The organism is Dictyobacter halimunensis (assembly GCF_036245075.1).
On sequence record NZ_BSRI01000002.1, the window covers coordinates 3760571 to 3779474 of the forward strand.

General features: G+C 52.0%; 13 protein-coding genes and 1 pseudogene. 10 read left to right on the plus strand and 4 right to left on the minus strand.

Annotated features, from left to right (window positions below):
* Positions 1–9: 9 nt before the first annotated feature.
* The 4 genes from AABA21_RS29570 to AABA21_RS29585 form a co-directional block, all read right to left on the minus strand.
* Positions 10–1251: an amino acid ABC transporter substrate-binding protein gene (locus tag AABA21_RS29570; protein ID WP_338255766.1), complete on the minus strand. Its 1242-nt coding sequence runs from the start codon at positions 1249–1251 to the stop codon at positions 10–12.
* A gap of 266 nt (positions 1252–1517) precedes the next feature.
* Positions 1518–2591, minus strand: coding sequence for an ABC transporter substrate-binding protein (locus tag AABA21_RS29575; protein WP_338255769.1), 1074 nt, complete (start codon positions 2589–2591; stop codon positions 1518–1520).
* Positions 2592–3249: 658 nt separating this feature from the next.
* Entirely contained in the window at positions 3250–4536 is a 1287-nt protein-coding gene (locus AABA21_RS29580; protein WP_338255770.1) for a GAF domain-containing sensor histidine kinase, read from the minus strand.
* Positions 4537–4601: 65 nt separating this feature from the next.
* On the minus strand, positions 4602–4967 hold the full coding sequence (locus AABA21_RS29585; RefSeq protein WP_338255772.1) for a response regulator: 366 nt from the start codon (positions 4965–4967) through the stop codon (positions 4602–4604).
* A 648-nt stretch (positions 4968–5615) separates the two neighbouring features.
* Here AABA21_RS29585 and AABA21_RS29590 point away from each other — a divergent pair.
* The 10 genes and pseudogenes from AABA21_RS29590 (at position 5616) to AABA21_RS29630 (ending at position 18817) form a co-directional block, all read left to right on the plus strand.
* Entirely contained in the window at positions 5616–9182 is a 3567-nt protein-coding gene (locus AABA21_RS29590; RefSeq protein ID WP_338255775.1) for a protein kinase domain-containing protein, read from the plus strand.
* Between the two features lie 692 nt (positions 9183–9874).
* Entirely contained in the window at positions 9875–10657 is a 783-nt protein-coding gene (locus tag AABA21_RS29595) for a glycosyltransferase family 2 protein (RefSeq protein WP_338255778.1), read from the plus strand.
* A 7-nt stretch (positions 10658–10664) separates the two neighbouring features.
* Positions 10665–11669, plus strand: coding sequence for a glycosyltransferase family 2 protein (locus AABA21_RS29600; protein WP_338255780.1), 1005 nt, complete (start codon positions 10665–10667; stop codon positions 11667–11669).
* A gap of 101 nt (positions 11670–11770) precedes the next feature.
* Positions 11771–12898 (plus strand): glycosyltransferase family 4 protein, encoded by a 1128-nt coding sequence (locus AABA21_RS29605; RefSeq protein WP_338258489.1) that lies wholly within the window; start codon positions 11771–11773, stop codon positions 12896–12898.
* On the plus strand, positions 12886–14103 hold the full coding sequence (locus AABA21_RS29610; RefSeq protein WP_338255783.1) for a glycosyltransferase family 4 protein: 1218 nt from the start codon (positions 12886–12888) through the stop codon (positions 14101–14103). Before AABA21_RS29605 ends, AABA21_RS29610 begins: the two co-directional genes overlap by 13 nt.
* Positions 14104–14125: 22 nt before the next feature.
* Positions 14126–16225 carry a hypothetical protein gene (locus AABA21_RS29615; RefSeq protein WP_338255784.1) on the plus strand — a complete coding sequence of 700 codons (2100 nt, stop codon included), beginning with the start codon at positions 14126–14128 and terminating at the stop codon, positions 16223–16225.
* Positions 16226–16238: 13 nt separating this feature from the next.
* A pseudogene (locus AABA21_RS39565) lies at positions 16239–16556 on the plus strand (DUF1616 domain-containing protein); the annotation flags it as partial.
* A 15-nt stretch (positions 16557–16571) separates the two neighbouring features.
* The gene (locus AABA21_RS29620) at positions 16572–16982 is read left to right on the plus strand and encodes a hypothetical protein (RefSeq protein ID WP_338255785.1); all 411 of its coding nucleotides are present in this window, start codon (positions 16572–16574) and stop codon (positions 16980–16982) included.
* 82 nt (positions 16983–17064) lie between these two features.
* Positions 17065–17883 carry a polysaccharide deacetylase family protein gene (locus tag AABA21_RS29625; RefSeq protein ID WP_338255786.1) on the plus strand — a complete coding sequence of 273 codons (819 nt, stop codon included), beginning with the start codon at positions 17065–17067 and terminating at the stop codon, positions 17881–17883.
* The gene (locus AABA21_RS29630) at positions 17867–18817 is read left to right on the plus strand and encodes a glycosyltransferase family 2 protein (RefSeq protein ID WP_338255787.1); all 951 of its coding nucleotides are present in this window, start codon (positions 17867–17869) and stop codon (positions 18815–18817) included. The genes AABA21_RS29625 and AABA21_RS29630 overlap by 17 nt, the downstream gene beginning before the upstream one ends.
* Positions 18818–18904 lie beyond the last annotated feature (87 nt).

Here is an 18904-nt window from a genome sequence, read left to right on the forward strand (position 1 = left end):
CGTCCTCTCCTAAAAATTCTTCTTCGGATATTCCGGGTTGGCCTGTGCGTTATTTACGGGATATACCAGCACCAACTTTCCATCTATCCACTGGAACATGTTAAGGGTACCAATTGTGTTGCCGCCATCGGCGCTAAATCGAATTGGTCCCTGCACGCTATTGAACGTACCGCTGTGCAGCAGCTTACTGAGTTTGGCATCATCCAGGCTATGTGTTTGCTCGACGGCCTGCTCAAGTACCTGCGCCGCCCCAAAAGCTTTGGCTGTGGTTGAACTGATATCGCGGAAGTTTCCCCCATATTGCGCGATGTAGGCCTGGGTGAATATATCGCTCTGGTAGGTGGTCGCGCCGGGATACCAGCCGGTGTCGGGGACAAAGATGCCTTCAGCCGTGGCCGGGCCACCGACCGCGTTGAGGTATTGCGCGCCTTCACCGGGCCCCGACGTTTCAACGATCGCTTTGGGATTATAATGAAGGGATTTAAAAGCCTTGGTGAATGAGACACTATCGCCCAGTCCACTGGTTCCCAGTACAACGACATCCGCCTGCGAACGAGCAACCGCCTGAGCGATCGGCATAATGTTCGAGTTAGCGGCATATGGCGCGGGCGCATAGACCGTGCGCATGTAATTGCCCAGGACCTGTTTGGCTTCGGCCACCTGTGGCATCGCGAATGGGCTGTCCACCGAGACGTACGCGACCGTTTGCGGGCGAATGTCTTGCGGTAAAGACAAAATAAAGTACCCAAAGGTCAGTAAATATTCCTGAGATGGCGGAACCGAGACGAAATAATTGTGGAAGTGCTTTTTAAAGATACCCGCCGCATTGCCAGTCGGGGCGAAGAGCACGCGGTGATTGGCGTTGGTCACCGTAGCGGCTGGCATCGTTAACAGACTGGAATAGGGTCCTAACAATAGATCAACATGATCCTTCTTGATCAGCGTAATATAGTCGCTTTTAACCTGGACCGGATCACTTTTGTCATCAATGCCCACCAACTCCACCTGGCGACCAAGAAGACCACCACGCTGGTTAATCAGGTCGCGCCACAACTGAAAGCCCTGTTGGAGCGCCTTACCATCGTTGGCGAAGGAGCCAGTAAGCGACGCGGAATAGCCGATCTTTATGGGAGGTTGTCCGTTGGTTGTCGTGCCTGGCCCTGTACATGCGTTCAAGCTTGCAAGGAGGATCACGAGGAAGATAAAGCACTCCCACGCCTTCTTGCGTCCTCTGTAGGGATATGTAGCCACTCTATTCTCCTTAAAAACATGTGCAGTTACATAAAAATAATGCCAAAAAAATAGGCTGCTATGCCTTGTGGGTTACGCGAGAAAATATAGAATAATACGTCTATACTATGAACATATGGTTTAAAATGTGCCTTTTTATATAGAAGATCCTACACATACTTTTATATATCTATAGCGTGATCAGTGATAGCGCATTGGATCTTTGCAACATGGCATCCTTCTCGCGAGGGATGCCATGTTAGCAGAAAGGGTTACCCGGTTAAGGGTTAATTGGACTTAAATGCCTGTCTGATGGCTGAGATCCAATATTCGTCGTCATAGAGAGAGTTCCTGCCCGGGATAACCAGTTGCCTGCTATCGACGGAGGTCGTGAAGCCACCGAACTGCTGGCGCAGATTGATCGTGTTGATCAGGCCGGGGATATTGAGCGCCTCCTCAATATTCTCGCCGCGCACAAAGTCTAGCATAGAATCCTGGTAGACATCGGTGGCGACCTGGGTCGACACCTTGTCAACGCTGGCGATATCGGCGATGACCGTGGCCTTATTGGTCGGGTTGATCGCGAAGTTGTAGCCCTGGATCAGAGCCGTGGTGAAGTTCGTGACGGTCTGGGGGTTCGCCTGCGCATAGGCGCGGGTGACGACCAGAGAAGCACCCTGGTAGGGAGCCATGTAGTCCGAGAACTTCGCGACATCGCTGAGGGTTGAGACGTAGTGGGCCTGCTCGGAGAAGGGGGTGCCCAGGATGGTAGCGTAGACTGGATCACCGGTGCTGGTATGACCAGCTGAGATAGCCTGGAAGCGTTGCAGGGAGCCACCGATGATCTGTAGCGAGTAGTCGCCGTTCTGCAGGCTCAGGCCGTTGGCCGCCAGGATCTTCTCCAGGGTGAAGACGTAACCGCTATCTGGAGCGTCAACGGCGATCGACTTGCCCTTGAGATCGGCGATGCTGTGAATGCCATTGGCGGTGTTGACGATCAGGTCAAGGCCTGCGCCCTGGTCGAAGCCGCCCACGATCTGCACCGGGACCTGGGAGTTGACGTAGCGGTTGACCGCGTTGTCGGCGGTGGTCTCGACGATGTCGTATTGACCTGAGAGCAGACTGTTGAACTGCTGGGTAGAACTGGAGACCTGATTGTAGCAGACGTTTAAGCCCTGCTGGGTGAAAAAGCCCTGCTGCTGCGCCTCGATGAAGGAGACGTTGTGCATAAAGGCTCCGTACTGGATGCAGGTAGCATCGGCGCGCGTTGTGGTTGGCTTATTTAGCACAAATAAAGAGGTCGTGATAACAATAGCTGCGAGGATAACTGCGGCACCTGAAATAATTTTGATGCGCTTCACGCTTGTCTTCCATACCTTTCTTACAACACACTTTGGGAATGGTCTGTGTTGTGTCAACTTTAGACGAGGCCAGGTCGCTAAATTGAAGTATTACACATACATTAGGATTACGGCTTTAATTCTAAATACTTTTAGTTAAAAGATATATCGATGGGCCGCAATGGAATGATAGTATATTTGGGGATAGAGATCAAGAAGCTCAGCATATATATAGGTAAATATAACTACGTAAATGGTTTTCGCGGAACAAAATTTATATTTTGATTAATATTTGTCGATTGATGCAGCCACGATGATAACGAAAGAAGATGTATATGCACTGATGCCTTATTTCCTTTATATGATCTTTAACTTTTTAACCTGGCATAACATGCCTCATGTATCCCCATCTGCGGCGGGGAGAGGGGAAGGGGTATTGGTGAGGGACTTGAGCATGCTCCCAGCATGCTCGCCCACACCCCTGGCAGGAGGGCCTCGCCGCCCTCCTGCGCCTCCCCGCTTTCTGCCAGCTTTATTTGTTAAATATCATATTAAGGCGTCGTTTTTTGTACTGCTGCCTGTGGGGCACGTGACGAGGTCATAGTCGTCACGTACTCCTTCTGGGGGAAACCAGGTCATGTCACGAACCGGGTATGCGCCTGTGGAGACCTGGCGTGAGTTAGTTCTGTGTATCCGTGTTTTCGTTCCCACCGCTGACGATCAGTTCTTCTTCCTCTACTGGAAGGGCCAGGGTGAACTGCGTCTCTTGATCATCGGTGGAATGGATCATGAGGGTTCCACCATGGGCGCGCGCAATCTGCCCCGCGAGGTACAGTTGTACTCCGAGTTGGAGCGAGGGCACATTGACGACAAACGGTTGGAGGAGGTCGCTCGAGATATGAGGCATCGCCAAACCGTTCGCCCTGATGCTTAACAGTGCCCATGGACCGTCGATGCGTATCTCGGTGGAGATATCGATGGTGACCTCCTCTGGCTGTGCCGGTGAACTGAGCATATAGAGCAACATCGTTTCAAACGCCTGCTGCACCCGCTGAGGATCGGCGCGAAGGATGACCTGCCCGGGAGCCTGGACGGTAAACAGGATGGGCCTGTGAGCAAAGGTCGCTACCACGTCCTGTACCATCTGTGTTATGTTCATCGGTACCGGGGTGATCGCGAAGACACCCTGGGTGAGGCGAGCGATATCCAGGATATCGGAGATGCCGCGTGTCAGCATCTCGAGCGTGTGGAGGCCGCTCTCAGCGTCGTGTCGATCTTTCTCTCGCCCTTCGCGCCGGGCGCGCTCCGTGAGAAGATCAAGCCGTCCGCGTAACGGTTGCAGATAGTTCCGCAACTCATGAATCATCATGGTCAGCAGTTCTTTGGCGACCCCCTCCTGATCATGTTCGATGTTCTTTTGCTCCATCTGCTCGGCCAGTTCGTTGCGTCCAACCATCAGGCCTACCCAGCGCGCGATCACTTCCAGGAAGCGCAGATCACCCGGCAAAAAGAAGTCAGGTTTCGTTGAGGCGACCAGCAGTACGCCCCGATGTTGCGTCTGTACCTTGAACACGGTGGCCATCTGCGATTTCACACCCAGACCACCCTTGATGCCCAGCAGTTCATTGGGATCCTGGTCCACATGGTTGTTAAAGAGAGCAATGCCGCTGAGGAAGACCTCGACGGTGCTGCCTCCATTCGCCAGTGGTAGACGATCCATGCCAATCGCTCGCTGTTGCTTTCCCAACGGGGAATCGCTACTACTCAGGACCACCAGCGTCTCGATGGCGGGCTCGTGAAAGAAGAGCGCAACCAGGTCGGCCGACAATACTTCCTGTACCTGCCGGACTACCTGGTCGAGCACAAAGAGGCTCGCGCTGGTCGGTACTTCCAGCAGGTGTTCAAGCATTGTCAGCAAACGGTCCTGCCGCTCGTTGAAGATCTCTTCTTGAAAGGCAGAGCTCATGGTAGTTATCCTTTCCTGCTACACTTACTTCGCGGCATCTTGCCGCAGAGAAAGCATCGTCTCTGTCAGGACTTCAGATATTTTTCGACTTTGGTCAGGATCTCCGCCATGCTAGATGGTTTGGCGAGATAGTCATCCGCCCCGACCTCGGTGGCGATCCGCTGGATGTTGTTGTTGGCCGAGATCAGAATAATAGGAAGATGCTGCGTTGCTGGCTGACTTTTTAAGCGTTTGCAGATGTCGCGCCCATCTTTGCCAGACATCCAGATATCTAAAAGCAGGACCTTGGGCAGGTCTTCCTGGAGCGTTTCGAGCGTTTCATCTTCGCGCAGGTTTCGAATAGTATAGCCAGCATCTTCAAAGATCGATGACATAGCCTCAACAACTGCTGGATCGTCATCCGCAATAAGCACGTCCCTGGTGCTATTCATGCTCTCTCTGTTCTCCCTTATTTGATTAGCTACTGGATGGGTATATGTTCCTTGATATGCGCTTATATGAAGGGCGCACATCCTGTTCCTATCCCCATTCAGAGCCTTATCTTGTAGCATATATTCGTAGAGGTTTACGCCTCACAGTATAGCGTTTGCCTCTCGCACACGCAAGCAGAACAAAAAGATTTTTTGATTGGCCTTCTAGCTAGATATGCAACATTATCATAGAGTCTTCCGATAACAATATGAGATGTCCGAGGAGGGGATATATGGGTATGGTAGAAGGAATGTGGTTACATATTATTACTGCGCCAATAGATATTGGGGCTCATTTGAAATTCTATGAATTTTTATGCCATGCTATGGCAAAGTATTAATTTTTTACTAATGTTATTGATATATATATGATAGCATCAATACCAAAAGAAGTGAGTAAGCTGTACCAAATATAACTAAAGGGTGAAAAAATATTAGTGGCGCCGAGCGTTATATAGAAAAGAGACGCGAGCGAGATGCGGTAGCTGAGGTAAAATCTACATCGTTTTTGCGGGGAATATGTGTCGCTAGTATAGCGCATGTATTTTATCGCAGCTACCAGGCATAGTGTTATGGAAAATTACCAGTTGGACATGGATGGGAAGTAATATGATTGATCTGGTCGGTCATCAGTTGGGTAATTATCATGTGCTTCGTCTCCTGGGGCGTGGGGGGTTCGCTGACGTTTACCTGGGGGAACAGATTCACCTCAAGTCCCATGCCGCGCTGAAAGTGGTTCGCACGCAGGTGAATAGAGAACAGAGCGCGGCCTTTTTGCAGGAAGCGCGTATCCTGGCGCATCTTAAGCATCCATATATCGTGCGCGTGCTTGATTTCGCGGTCGAGTCTGATATCGCGTACCTGGTGCTGGAGCATGCGCCGGGTGGCTCGCTGCGCGCCACGTTTCCAAGAGGGACGCGTCTCCCGCTTGATGTCGTGCTGCGCGTTGTTCGCCATGTCGTGCCGGCCTTGCAGTATGCGCATGACGAGGGCTTCGTCCACCGCGATGTCAAGCCCGAAAATCTTCTCTGGGGCTCGCATGGGGAGGTACTGCTCAGCGACTTTGGTCTGGCCGCCTTCGCCTCCAATGTGCAGCTCTATCGTGACCAGGACCTCGCCTTTTCGGGCGCGAGTATGTCTCCTTACATGGCGCCCGAGCAGTTGCAGGGGAAGCCCCTGCCGGCGAGCGATCAGTATGCACTGGGTACCATGATCTATGAGTGGCTCAGCGGCACGACGCCTGTGCAGAGGGTGCAGGCCTCGTTGGAGTCGTTGGCGCATTCTCCTTTCCCCTCGTATAAGCTGCCGTCCGATATCCCGCAGGCCATCGAGGAGATTATATCGCGGGCTCTGGCCCGGGACCCCGAGCAGCGCTTTGCCAGCGTGCGAGATCTGGGAGAGGCCTTCGAACGGGCGGCGCAGGGGTCCCAGGCGGTGATGCCCGTGCCCCTTTCTCTCTCCTCCTCTACCCGCGAGATCCTTGACATGTTGAGCCATAGACAGCCGGATAACCATCAATCGGAGGCGTCTTCCTTGCGTGGCAATGCGCCCGTTTTTCTGACCAGGCTGCTCGGGCGCGAACAGGATATCGAGGGTATCAGCGCGCTTATTCAGCGCCCTGAGGTGCGCGTGGTTACCCTGCTGGGACCCGGTGGTGTCGGCAAGACGCGCCTTGGGCTGGCTGTGGCGCAGCAATTGTGCCCCGCTTTCAAGGATTGCGCGTGCTTTGTGGCGCTGGCCCCTGTCCGTGATCCGCACCTGGTTCTGCCCGCGATTGCTCAACAGCTCTCTATAAAGGAAGAGGACGATCAGCCTGTTCTGAGACTGCTGATCGCGGCGCTGCGTGATCAGCAACTGTTGCTTGTGCTGGACAACATGGAGCAGGTGGTGGCCGCCGCTCCGCAGCTGGCCGAGCTCCTGGCGGCCTGCCCCGGTCTCAAGCTGCTGATTACCAGCCGGGCCTTGCTGCACCTGCCGGGCGAGCATTCGTATCTGGTCCAGCCCCTGGCTCTTCCTGATCTCGCGCACCTGCCCGATAACGAGTCTCTCGCGCAGCAGGCGGCGGTCGCCATGTTCCTCGAACGGGCGCAGGCGATGCGCCCGGATTTCTCGCTGACTGCCGAGAATGCCGGTGTGGTCGCCGAGATCTGTGTCCGCCTGGACGGCCTGCCACTGGCGATCGAACTGGCGGCGGCGCGCATCCGGCTGCTGCCGCCAAAGGCGCTGCTGGAGCGGCTGACGCAACGCCTGTCGGTGCTGACGCGAGGAGCCGCGACCCTGCCTGAGCGGCAGCAGACGCTGCGCGCCACGCTGCAGTGGAGCTATGACCTGCTCGATAGCTACGAGCAGCGCCTCTTCACCTACCTCTCCGCCTTTATCGGTGGTAGCTCGTTGGAGGCGGCGGAGGAGATCTGCGGTGCGCTGCTGGATGGAGACGAAGCGGAGAGATCGGTCCTGGACGGCCTGGACTCGCTGCTTGAGAAGAGCCTGCTGCGGCTGGTGGATTTGCCATCCGGTGAGTCGCGCCTGATGATGCTGGATACCGTGCGTGAATACGGTCTGGAGTGCCTGAGGAACAGCGGAGAGCTGGCGCTGGTGCGCCAGAGGCACGCGGCGTACTACCAGGCCCTGGCGCACCAGGTGGGGACAGACGTTAATAGTCCCGAAAACGGGCTCCGCCTTTTGGGGCAGGACAAAGACAATCTGCTCGCCGCCTTGAACTGGCTGCTTGAACAGGGGGAGATAGAACAGGCCCTGCGCATGTGTAATGACGTTCTATGGTACTGGTGGACGCGCACTTATCCACGAGAGGGGCGCCTTCTCCTGGAGCAGGAGCCGGGCGCCCCCGAGAGCGGAGAGCATGATGTCTGGGGCTGGGGACTGCAGACACTGGGCGTCCTGGGCAGCAACCAGGGCGACCTGACCCGCGCTGTAGAGCTCTGGCAGATGGGCCTGACACTTTTCCGCAGAGCTGGCGCGACGCTGGGGATCGCCTGGGCGCTCAGCAACATCGGCCTCGCCACGATGTACCAGGGGGAATATAGCCGCGCGCGGCAGTTCCTGGAGGAGAGCCTGGCTCTGTTTCGAGAACTGGCAGAGCAGGAAAGCCATGACCCCTTACAGATACGGTCGTCGTCCGCCTCGAGTGGGGTGCCGTTTACCCTCTTCCGTCTCGCCGCCATCGCCAACATCCAGGGGGACTATGCCCGGGCGCGAACGCTCGCTGAAGAGAGCCTGCCGCTGCTCAGAGCGACGGGAGATATCATGCGCATCTCTCTTGTGCTGGAAATCCTGGTCCTGGTGGCGCTCAATCAGGGGGACCTTGACCGCGCCCAGGAACTGCTGGCGGAAAAAGTCGTGCTCGATCGTGAAACTGGTTCCAGACGCGTTATTGGCACCACCCTCTTGTTCCAGGGGCAGCTGGCGCTGCTGCGGGGAGAGCTCGACCGGGCGCGCGACCTGCTGACGGAGAGCATTGCCATCCTGAAAGAGATCGCCGCCAGCGGCATGCCATCTCAGGAGAGCCTGGCCGAAGCCCTCTCCCTGCTGGGGCGAGTCAGCGCGCGCCAGGGAGTCCTGGTCCGGGCTCAGTCCATGCACCAGGAGAGCCTGGCCATCGCCAGGCACCTGGCGACGCCCCAGGTCGTCGCCTTTAGCCTGGAAGGGCTGGCCGAAGCCGTGGTCCAGCAGCATCCCGCCCGTGCGGTACGGCTCTGGGGGGTCGCCGAAGCGCTGCGCGAAATCAGAGGTACGCCGCTGCCAGCTGCCTGGCGACAGGAGTATCAACGCGAGGTCAAGCTCGCCCGCACCTTCCTGGGCGCGAAGGCCTTCTCCGATCTGTGGACCGCCGCACGCAGCCTGTCGCTGGACCAGGTGCTTGATGACCAGGAACCCGAGGTATCTTCACCCACATCATTGCCTGAGAACGAGAGCGCCGAGTCTGCCGCCTCGCCCGAGGCCGCGCTTCCGTCCGCTGTATCCGCCGCCGGACTCACCGTGCGCGAGATGGAAGTGCTGCGCCTGCTCGCCCAGGGACTGACCAGCGGGCAGATCGCCGCCCAACTCTTCGTCAGCACACGCACCGTCAACGCCCACCTGCGCTCAATCTACAGCAAGCTCGGCGTCTCCTCGCGCGTCGCCGCCGTGCGCTACGCCTTTGACAACCATCTTGTCTGAGCTGGAGCCAGTAATGGCATAGTTACATTTATCAAATCGTTGCTCCACTTTTGCCCCTGTTTATCAGGGGCATTTTATTGTCCCTGGCTACTAGTTAAACTTGCCTACAACTAACCCATACACAGGTTCCGGAACAATTAGTTAATTCTAACGATGCACATTTTTCACCGGTTATCTATACTATTCTTTGGGCGGTCGAGTAGAGCTACTACACCTACCAGCTAATGCGTATGCTCACAACGAAGTGAATACGCAATGGTGATATGAAAAGCGATACGTTGCATGCATCATATAAATAACGAAAATTATTGTGGTGGGGAATGAAAGATACAATGAGCGTATCTATACACACATATTGAGCAATGAGAAGCTCCTATCTCTCATTGCTCAATATGTGTGTATAGATTGTAATTCTGGACAATCTGTGTGAGATCAGCTGGTAAGACCCGCATTTCCACAACAAAACGAACGCACGGAGCTAGACCCCCATTCCCAAATTTAAAAAATCATCAAATGCTTGCTGCAGCGACGGAGCTAAATGTCACTATGCTCACAATATGTGATGACATCAAAAGTGACAATTTGAATTTCAATTTCGCAGGAGCATAATCAACACTCCTTTGCCTTTTTTACTTTAGTGCGTTATTCGTGTGTTACCTATTATAGTGGGATCTTTAACGAATGAAATTTTTATGGAGGGTCAGTTGATAGAAGCGAATATGTCTACTGATGTCGTAGAAGAGCCAGCTTTTCCCAGGATTAGTGTCGTCATCCCCACCAGGAATGAGGCCAAAAATCTTTCTCATGTCCTACCTTATTTGCCCTCCGATATTCATGAAGTCATCCTTGTGGATGGACATTCTATCGATGGAACAATAGAAGAGGCTCAGAGACTACTTCCATCAATTAAAATCATTCAACAGAGTGGTAAAGGCAAAGGTAACGCCCTCAAGGATGGGTTTGCAGCCTGTACAGGTGACATTATTGTGATGCTCGATGCGGATGGTTCCGCGGATCCCACTGAGATACCAAATTTTGTTGCGGCGTTGATGCAGGGGAATGATTTTGCCAAAGGTTCACGCTTCCTGAAGGGTGGGGGGAGCGATGATATCACATTTCTACGCCGCATGGGAAACGCTGGACTCAGCCTCTTTGTCAACGCGCTCTTTGGGACCCGTTTTAGCGACCTTTGTTATGGCTACAATGCGTTCTGGAAACACTGCCTGGATCGGGTAGTGATAGATTGCGATGGGTTCGAGGTAGAAACCCTGCTTAACCTGCGCATGCATAAAGCAAACTATCGCATTGTAGAAATTCCCAGCTTTGAGTTTCTACGCATTCACGGCCAGAGCAATCTCAACACATTTCGAGATGGCTGGCGCGTGTTGAGGACAATAGTGACAGAACGTAGCAGGCTTCATATTGTGATAAGACAACCTGTGATTGGCAGTTTTGCAGGATTAGAGAGAGAGTAGTAATAGAATGGCTGTGTGTCCTGATAGTATCTCGGTAATCATTTGTGCGCATACAGAAGAACGTTTTGATTACCTTGTTGAGGCTATTGAGTCGGTAAAGCACCAAACTGTTTTAGCTCAAGAAATCATTGTTGTTATTGATCACAATATAAAACTCCTGCAGCGCATTAAATCACAAACCTCTGATGTAATTATTGTGGAGAATAGTGGTGCCCGCGGACTGGCCGATGCTCGCAATACTGGGATTGCAACGGCTACCAGCACCCTTGTAGCATTTCTCGATGACGATGCTAAGGCATCACTATCCTGGTTAGAAAACCTCTGTGCAGGTTTTAATGATCCTTGTGTGATTGGAGCCGGTGGTGTTCTTACTCCATTATGGGAAGGGCAGGAACAAACCTGGCTACCAGCTGAATTTTACTGGGTTGTTGGTTGTACTTATCGTGGTATGCCACAGACTGTGACCAGCATACGTAATCCGATCGGGGCTAATATGGTATTCCGCCGTAAGATTTTTGATGAAATCGGAGTATTTCGTATAGGTCTTATTGGATCGCGCCTTATCTATTGTGATGAAACGGAGCTTTGTATTCGCGCCCGCCAGATGTTGCCAGGAAGCATATTTTTGCATCAGCCTCAAGCTAATGTCTTCCATCATGTGCCTGCGAAACGAACAACATGGAAGTACTTCTGCTCTCGTTGTTATGCTGAGGGAGTTTCCAAGGCAATGATTACACGGATGACGAGGGGCAATAGCAGTCTAACGCCTGAGCGCACTTATGTGTTTCGTACATTACCACTTGGGATACTACGCGGCTTAGCTGATGGATTGCTGCATTATGATTTTACCGGGTGGGCCCGCGCAATTGCCATTATTACTGGCCTATTCACTGTTGTTGTAGCGTATATCATCAGCAATATTAACTACTATATATCACATGATAAGAAACATGCTATTCATGAAGAAGTGCCGCAAAAATTAGAGCAACTTTTCAGTAATAAGGCTTGCTAAACAGCACATTAGTAAAGTTATTGATGAAAAGAATGGTGCTACGTAGAAAATTCTAGAAAATATTCTGTCAACTTTTAAGGAGCAAAATGGTTGTGGCTCAAATGAAAAAGATGCGTGTACTGATGGTGACCGCAAGGTATTTTCCTCATATGGGGGGAATCGAAACACATGTACACGAAGTGGGCCGGCGTCTGGTACAAAATGATGTAGATATCACGCTACTTACAACAGTAGCTCAGCAACCTGCGACTCCCCTCCCACGCGAAGAAGAGGTGGAGGGGATGCGTGTGCTGCGCATTCCGGCATGGCCTGCTCAACGCGATTATTATATAGCGCCTGAAATATTTTCTATTGTTAAACAGGGAAACTGGGATCTTGTTCACTGTCAGGGCTGCCATACGTTTGTACCGCTGCTGGCGATGTATGCTGCTCGCGAAGCCGGAATTCCCTACATGCTAACGTTTCATACCGGTGGGCATTCGTCGAACTGGCGCAATAGTATCCGTAAAGTCCAGTGGCAAGTTCAACGTCCATTACTGAAGCATGCGGCCAGACTTATCGGGGTATCGCGTTTCGAGGCCAGCTATTTTCGCACGCTACTGCATCTTCCACAAGAACAATTCACGGTCATTCCTAATGGTGCTGTCGTGCCGGAGGTTGTGGTACGAACCGCTCCGGAAACTGGAACACTGCTGATCACCTCTATTGGGCGATTGGAGAAATATAAAGGTCATCAGCGTATGATCAGTGCCCTGCCAGCTATTTTAGAGCGACGACCGGAGGCCAGGCTGTTGATTTTAGGCGTCGGCCCGTATAAAGCAGCGTTGGAAGCGAAAGCGAAAGAACTGGGAGTTGCTGCGCGTATCGAAATTCGTTCGGTTCCGGCCCATGATAGGCAAGCGATGGCTGATATCCTCATGAGCTCAGCCCTTGTTACCCTGTTGAGCGATTACGAAGCTCACCCGATAGCCGTGATGGAGGCCCTCGCGCTGAAGCGTCCAGTACTGGTGGCGGATACCTCGGGTCTACATGAGATTGCTGAACAGGGATTTGCCCGCGCCGTGCCATTGGAGTGCAGTCCTGAAGAAATCGCCCGGCTCGCGCTCAAACAGATTGAGGAGCCATTGCAACCCCCTGCAGAGTTTGCACTTCCTACATGGGATGAGTGTGCCCAGAAGTTACTGGATATCTATACATCAGTTGCGGAGAAAAAACTATGCGCATTTTGATGCTTGCTCAGTTTTATCCTCCCACTATCGGTGGAGAGGAGCGTCATGTGCGTAATCTGGGCATCGAACTGGCGGCGCGCGGACACGATGTCTCCCTGGCGACCCTCTGGCATAAGGGGCAGGCGGAGTTTGAGATAGATCAAGGCGTACGGGTCCATCGTATTCGCGGCACGATGCAGCGTTTCTCTGCTCTGTTCGTCGAGCAGGAGCGTCAGTATTCCCCTCCGTTTCCAGATCCAGAGGCGCTCAATGCTATACGCCGTGTGATTATTGCTGAGCGCCCTGATATCATTCACGCCCATAACTGGATCGTCCACTCTATGACGCCTTTGAAGGTTTGGAGCAAGGCAAAGCTGATTGTAACGCTGCATGATTATAGCCTGATCTGTGTGCAAAAGCGTCTGACCTATCAAAATCGTGTCTGTGACGGCCCGGCTTTGATAAAGTGCTTACAGTGTTCGCAAGGTTTTTATGGTACTGCAAAGGGGTTTTCATCAACAGCGGCAAACTGGATCTGGGGGACGGTAGAGCGACGAATGGTGGATATGTTCCTACCAGTGAGTGAGGCAGTTGCACGGGGCACCCAATTAGCCAGACATAAAGTTCCTTACCAGGTTATCCCAAACTTTGTGCCAGATAATGTAGCTATGTTACGTGACGATGAACATCCACTATTGGAACAATTGCCAGATGGAGATTTTCTACTTTTTGTGGGAGATGTGTCACGAGATAAAGGCGCAGAGGTTTTGCTACAGGCATATGCAGCCTTAGAGCGTCAGATTCCTCTGGTTCTTATTGGAAGATCGGGAAAAGATCTGGAGTTAGATGTCCCGTCTAATGTAAGAGTTTTGCAGGGCTGGCCACATACTGCTGTGATGGCGGCTTGGAAGCGCTGCACCATTGCTCTCGCACCCTCAATATGGCCAGATCCCTGTCCTACAGTTGCCATGGAAGCTATGGCATCTGGTCGACCAGTAATTGCTTCTCGTATGGGCGGACTCTCCGATATTGTTGCCGATGGTGAAACAGGGTTGCTGGTTCCCTCAAATGATCCACAGGCACTGCGGGATGCCATACAATGCTTGCTTGATGATCCGGCTCGTAGAAATCAAATGGGTATCAAAGCTAAGGAGCGAATAGCTGAGTTTGAATCGAAATCGGTGGTTTCGCGTATCGAGCGAGTGTACCAGGAAGTATCTGCATAAAGTATAGGAAGATACCATTCGCATGGAAAGATTAACAGTGACAGGTATAGATGAGAGAAGTGGCTCGTCATCTCCTGGTGAATTGGGAGCGGTACAGAAAACAGATAACAATGTGATCGACCGTTTGCTAAATAAACTTCCTTCACCTTTGCGCCGGATAATCTTTGCCCTTCTCAAGCGGGCGGGTGATCCAGATACGGAGGATACATCCACCAATAATCAACCGGGCGGGTTGGTGCTGGTTTGTGGGTGGTTTCCTGGATTAACCCTGAGTTGTGCCCTGGGCATATTATCGACAAGCTATTCCTTTTCTGCCGGCCGTGATGGACAATTCGGGCTAGAGCTTTTTTTTGTGCTCAGCATGTTGCTGATCTTTGTGCCGATTACGATACGCTTGCTTTCGCCCGCGGCAACACGTTTTGAGCGTATCACGATTGTTTGTACCGCCGGGATCAGCTTGTATCTTATAAAGGTATTAACCAGCCCGGCATACTTCTCGATGTATGATGAGTTTCTGCACTGGCGAACTGCAGATGATATTATGCAGACCGGGCATCTTTTTACCAGCAATGCGCTACTTCCCGTCAGCGCTTATTATCCTGGTATGGAGATCGTTACGAACGCACTAAGCACGCTCAGCGGCATGAGTACTTTTCATACCGCCTTGATCGTTATTGGTGTTGCCCGCGTGCTTATGGTATTATCGCTCTTCCTGTTGAATGAACGATTGACGAAGTCACCGCGTATGGCCGGTATTGCCACCATCATTTATATGGGGAATCCCCATTTTCTATTGTTTGATGCCCAGTATGCCTATGAATCGCTGGCGCTGCCACTGACGGTGTTCGTTTTGCTCGTCATCGAACTGCATCAGTTCACCTCGGTGCGCTTTAACGGCTTAAAGTCGGTCGCGCCAATTGTTATGTTTGCGAAGGCTCGGAATACATTGTTACGCGGAGATCTACGCTGGCTATCTGCTGTAACGCTGATGGTGCTTATCACCGTCGTCTTTACACATCATATGACTGACTATTTCCTTGATGGCATACTTGTTCTCTGGGCTGGTGTATATATATTTTTACACCTGAAGCCGCTGTATCGCTCCTATGTAGCCCGGATTGCCCTGGTTGGCCTTATCCTGTCCGTGATAGCGGCTTTACAGATAGGTAATCCGGTTGTTGACTACATTACCTCATTTTTTCAGATGGCCCTGGTTGAATTAAAGCACATCCTGACTGGCATGAGCTCGGCACGGCCCCTATTCCAGAGTTATACAGGGATTCCCACGCCGATCTGGGAGCGCATACTAACCATCTTATCACAGCTTCTCGTTCTGCTAGGTCTGCCGTTTGGATTATTATGCCTGTGGTTGCGTTTCCGCAAGCAGGCCCTGGTGGTTACCTTTGGTGTGCTTGTACTGTGCTATCCCCTGGTGCAGGTATTCCGCTTTACGAATGCTGGTGGCGAATTGGTAGACCGGTCTGCGGCGTTTCTCTATATTCCTATCTCAACTGTACTGGCGATCATGATTGTACAACTATGGCCGACGCGCTGGCTGAGGTGGAAACATCTCTTCTCGCTCGCAATCGCTCTTTCAGTGATAGCGCTAGGAGGCACCATACTTGGAGTGGGACCCTCGATGTCACTGCTACCTGGTCCCTATATGATTGCCGCTGATACAAGGTCTATTGACATGGAAGGTATCCAGGACGCGGCATGGACGCGCACCTATCTTGGTCCTGATAATCGCGTCGCCACTGATAGAACCAATCAGATCCTGGAGGGAACGTATGGCCATCAAAGGATTGTTGACTCGATCTATGATCGAGTGGATATATCCCCCATTTTCTTCTCGCCCCAGATGGGCCCGGATGAAGTGGGCATAATTCGGGCGGCAAAGATCCATTTTCTCGTGGTGGATATGCGTATGAGTAAGGCGCGTCCGTTATTGGGGTTTTACATTGATGAATCCGAAGTGGATGCTTATCAGCATACCAGTCCAGTTGATCCGCATAATTTGACGAAATTTAATACTGTATCACAGCTGAATAAAGTTTTTGATAGTGGAAATATTGTTATCTATGATACTGGGGGGTTAGTAAATGCGCCAGAAAAACCTTGATCTAATATTGATCATGGTAGCTGTGATCGTAAACATCCTGGGGGCTGTGTTTTCTTTCATCCCTCACTTTATTGTTATTAGCGCAGCTATGCCCATCGTTCTCTTCATCCCGGGCTACTTACTCTGTGAAGTAATATTTCAAAAGCGCATGCTTAGCATCTACCATCGCATCGCGTTCAGCCTGGCTTTGAGCGTGGCTGTAGTGATTTTAAGCGGATTCGCCCTCAATCTGCTCCCCACGGGATTGAATACAGTTGCCTGGACTGTGCTTCTAGACGTATTTAACACGGTTTTTTGCTGTGTGGGTTTTCTTTTACGGCATAGGACACGGGCAAAGAGCCGGGGCGTGGGCAAATTCAAATTTACTGTCCGTGACTATATATTACTGGCGCTGGCCGTCCTGGTTATCGCCTTCTCTTTTGAATACTCGTTTAATTCTATCCTGCATCAGCCAGGCCTGGGGTATACACAGCTCTGGATGCTCCCTTCGCAGACCGATCGTAACAGCTGGACGATTAACCTTGGTATGCAGAGCGAGGAGGCGGCTACGCGGCAGTATAAGCTTATTGTGATGGTCAATGGGAAGCCGCTAAAAACATGGTCATCTATTTCGCTGACCCCCAAAGGTCTTTGGAAGCAACAGGTACCGCTAACCGCGGGCAACGCTGACAAAATTGATGCAAGTGCACAGCTATATCTAGTAGATGCGCCGCAGGTTGTATATCGAGAAGTGCATGTAACCCTCCAGAGAAAATAAGTTGTAGGGATGTAAAGGTGTTGATTATGAAAGGTACGTATAAATGCCTGGGGCTATAGAGTTGAAGAAGATTCCCATTTTGATGTATCACAGTATATCGTCTACGACCAATAGCAGATTTAGTCCTTTTACCGTTTCTCCTGAGCTTTTTACGGAGCAGATGAGCTACCTTACTACCCATGGCTACACCCCTATAACGGTTACTCAGTTTATGCAAGCTCGTACCCATAATGGGTGCGCACTGCCTGAAAAGCCGGTAGTATTAACGTTTGACGATGGTTTCGCTGATTTTTTGATGTATGCGGTACCCATATTGCGGCAATTTAACTTTGCCGCGACGTTATATGTTTCGACTGCATTCCTCGATGGCACAAGTCTCTGGTTGCGCAAAGAAGGCGAAACGCAACGACGCATGTTGACGAGCAGTGAGTTACGGCAGGTGGATACATATGGCATCGAGTGCGGAGGACATACCCATCGGCATCCACAGCTTGATATGCTTCCACCTCAGATGGCGCGAGAAGAAATCGTTATCTGTAAAGATGTATTAGAGCAAATTCTTGGTCATGCAGTGTCCAGTTTTGCTTACCCCTTTGGCTACTATACTCCGCGTATCCAGCAATTTGTGCATGACGCGGGCTACATTTCCGCCTGCGCGGTACGACATATGATGAGCTCGGAGCAGACTGATCCCTTCGCCCTAGCGCGTTTGTGGGTCAAGCCAACGACAACACCGGATCTATTTGGCCGGTTGTTAGATGGGGTTGGTATGTCGACCCTCCAGACTTTCTATCTTCAGATGCGTACGCCCGTCTGGCGGGTTGTACGCCGCTGTTCATCGCTTGGCCATTCAGTAGAAGTAGAGAGGGAAGGAGTGACCACTCGTGTCCACAACGTGTGATGTGACCGTAATCATTTGTGCCTATACATTGAAGCGCTGGGATGATCTTGTCGCCGCGGTAGAATCGCTGTACAGGCAGACATGTGAGCCAGATGAAATTATTGTTGTCGTCGATCATAATACCGAGCTTTTTGAGCGGTTACGGCAGAAATATCCAGAGATCATGGTGATCGAGAATAGTCATGCGCGAGGCTTGTCGGGGGCACGCAATACCGGGGTGGAGATCGCGCGTGGCGCGCATATCGCATTTCTTGATGATGATGCCGAGGCGGAATCCCACTGGATTGAGTTATTGTTGAAGGGCTGCGCCGATCCCAATGTGTTGGGCGTTGGTGGAACCGTGCGTCCCTCCTGGCAAGGTCCACAGCCTGTGTGGTTCCCATCTGAGTTTTATTGGGTTATTGGCTGTACATATCAGACCTTGCGCCAGAATCCTGCCATCGTGCGCAACCCCTACGGGGGATGCACCTGCATCAAACACGAAGTATTCCAGGCGATTGGTGGTTTTCGCGAAGGTATTGGACGTGTGGGCATCAATTTTATGGGTGGTGAAGAGACCGAGCTCAGTATTCGTGCTGCTCAGCACTGGCCGGAAAAATTCTTTCTGCTCGAAGCGAAAGCGCTCATCTTCCATCACATCCCCGTAGAGCGTACCCGTTTGCGCTATTTTCTCTCCCGCTGCTATGCGGAAGGACTTTCGAAAGCGCTCGTCAGCCGATATGTGGGCGCTAAAGATGGACTGTCCGCCGAGCGTTCCTATGCCGCTATTACGCTTCCACTGGCTATGCTGAAGTATGCCGGTCAGGCACTCAAGCATGGCGATCCGGGCGGCTTTTTACGCGCAGGCGCTATCGTACTGGGGCTTACTATGACCGCGATCGGATATATCAAAGGACGTTTACGGAGTCAGGCCGCCACCCATGTGAAGGCATAAACACTCATGCTCGTATCTCTTTCCTGGCTACTTTGTCCGTCCATCATGGTGGTTGCGGTTCTAAAAGGGTGCAAGTTTTCTTGAAGA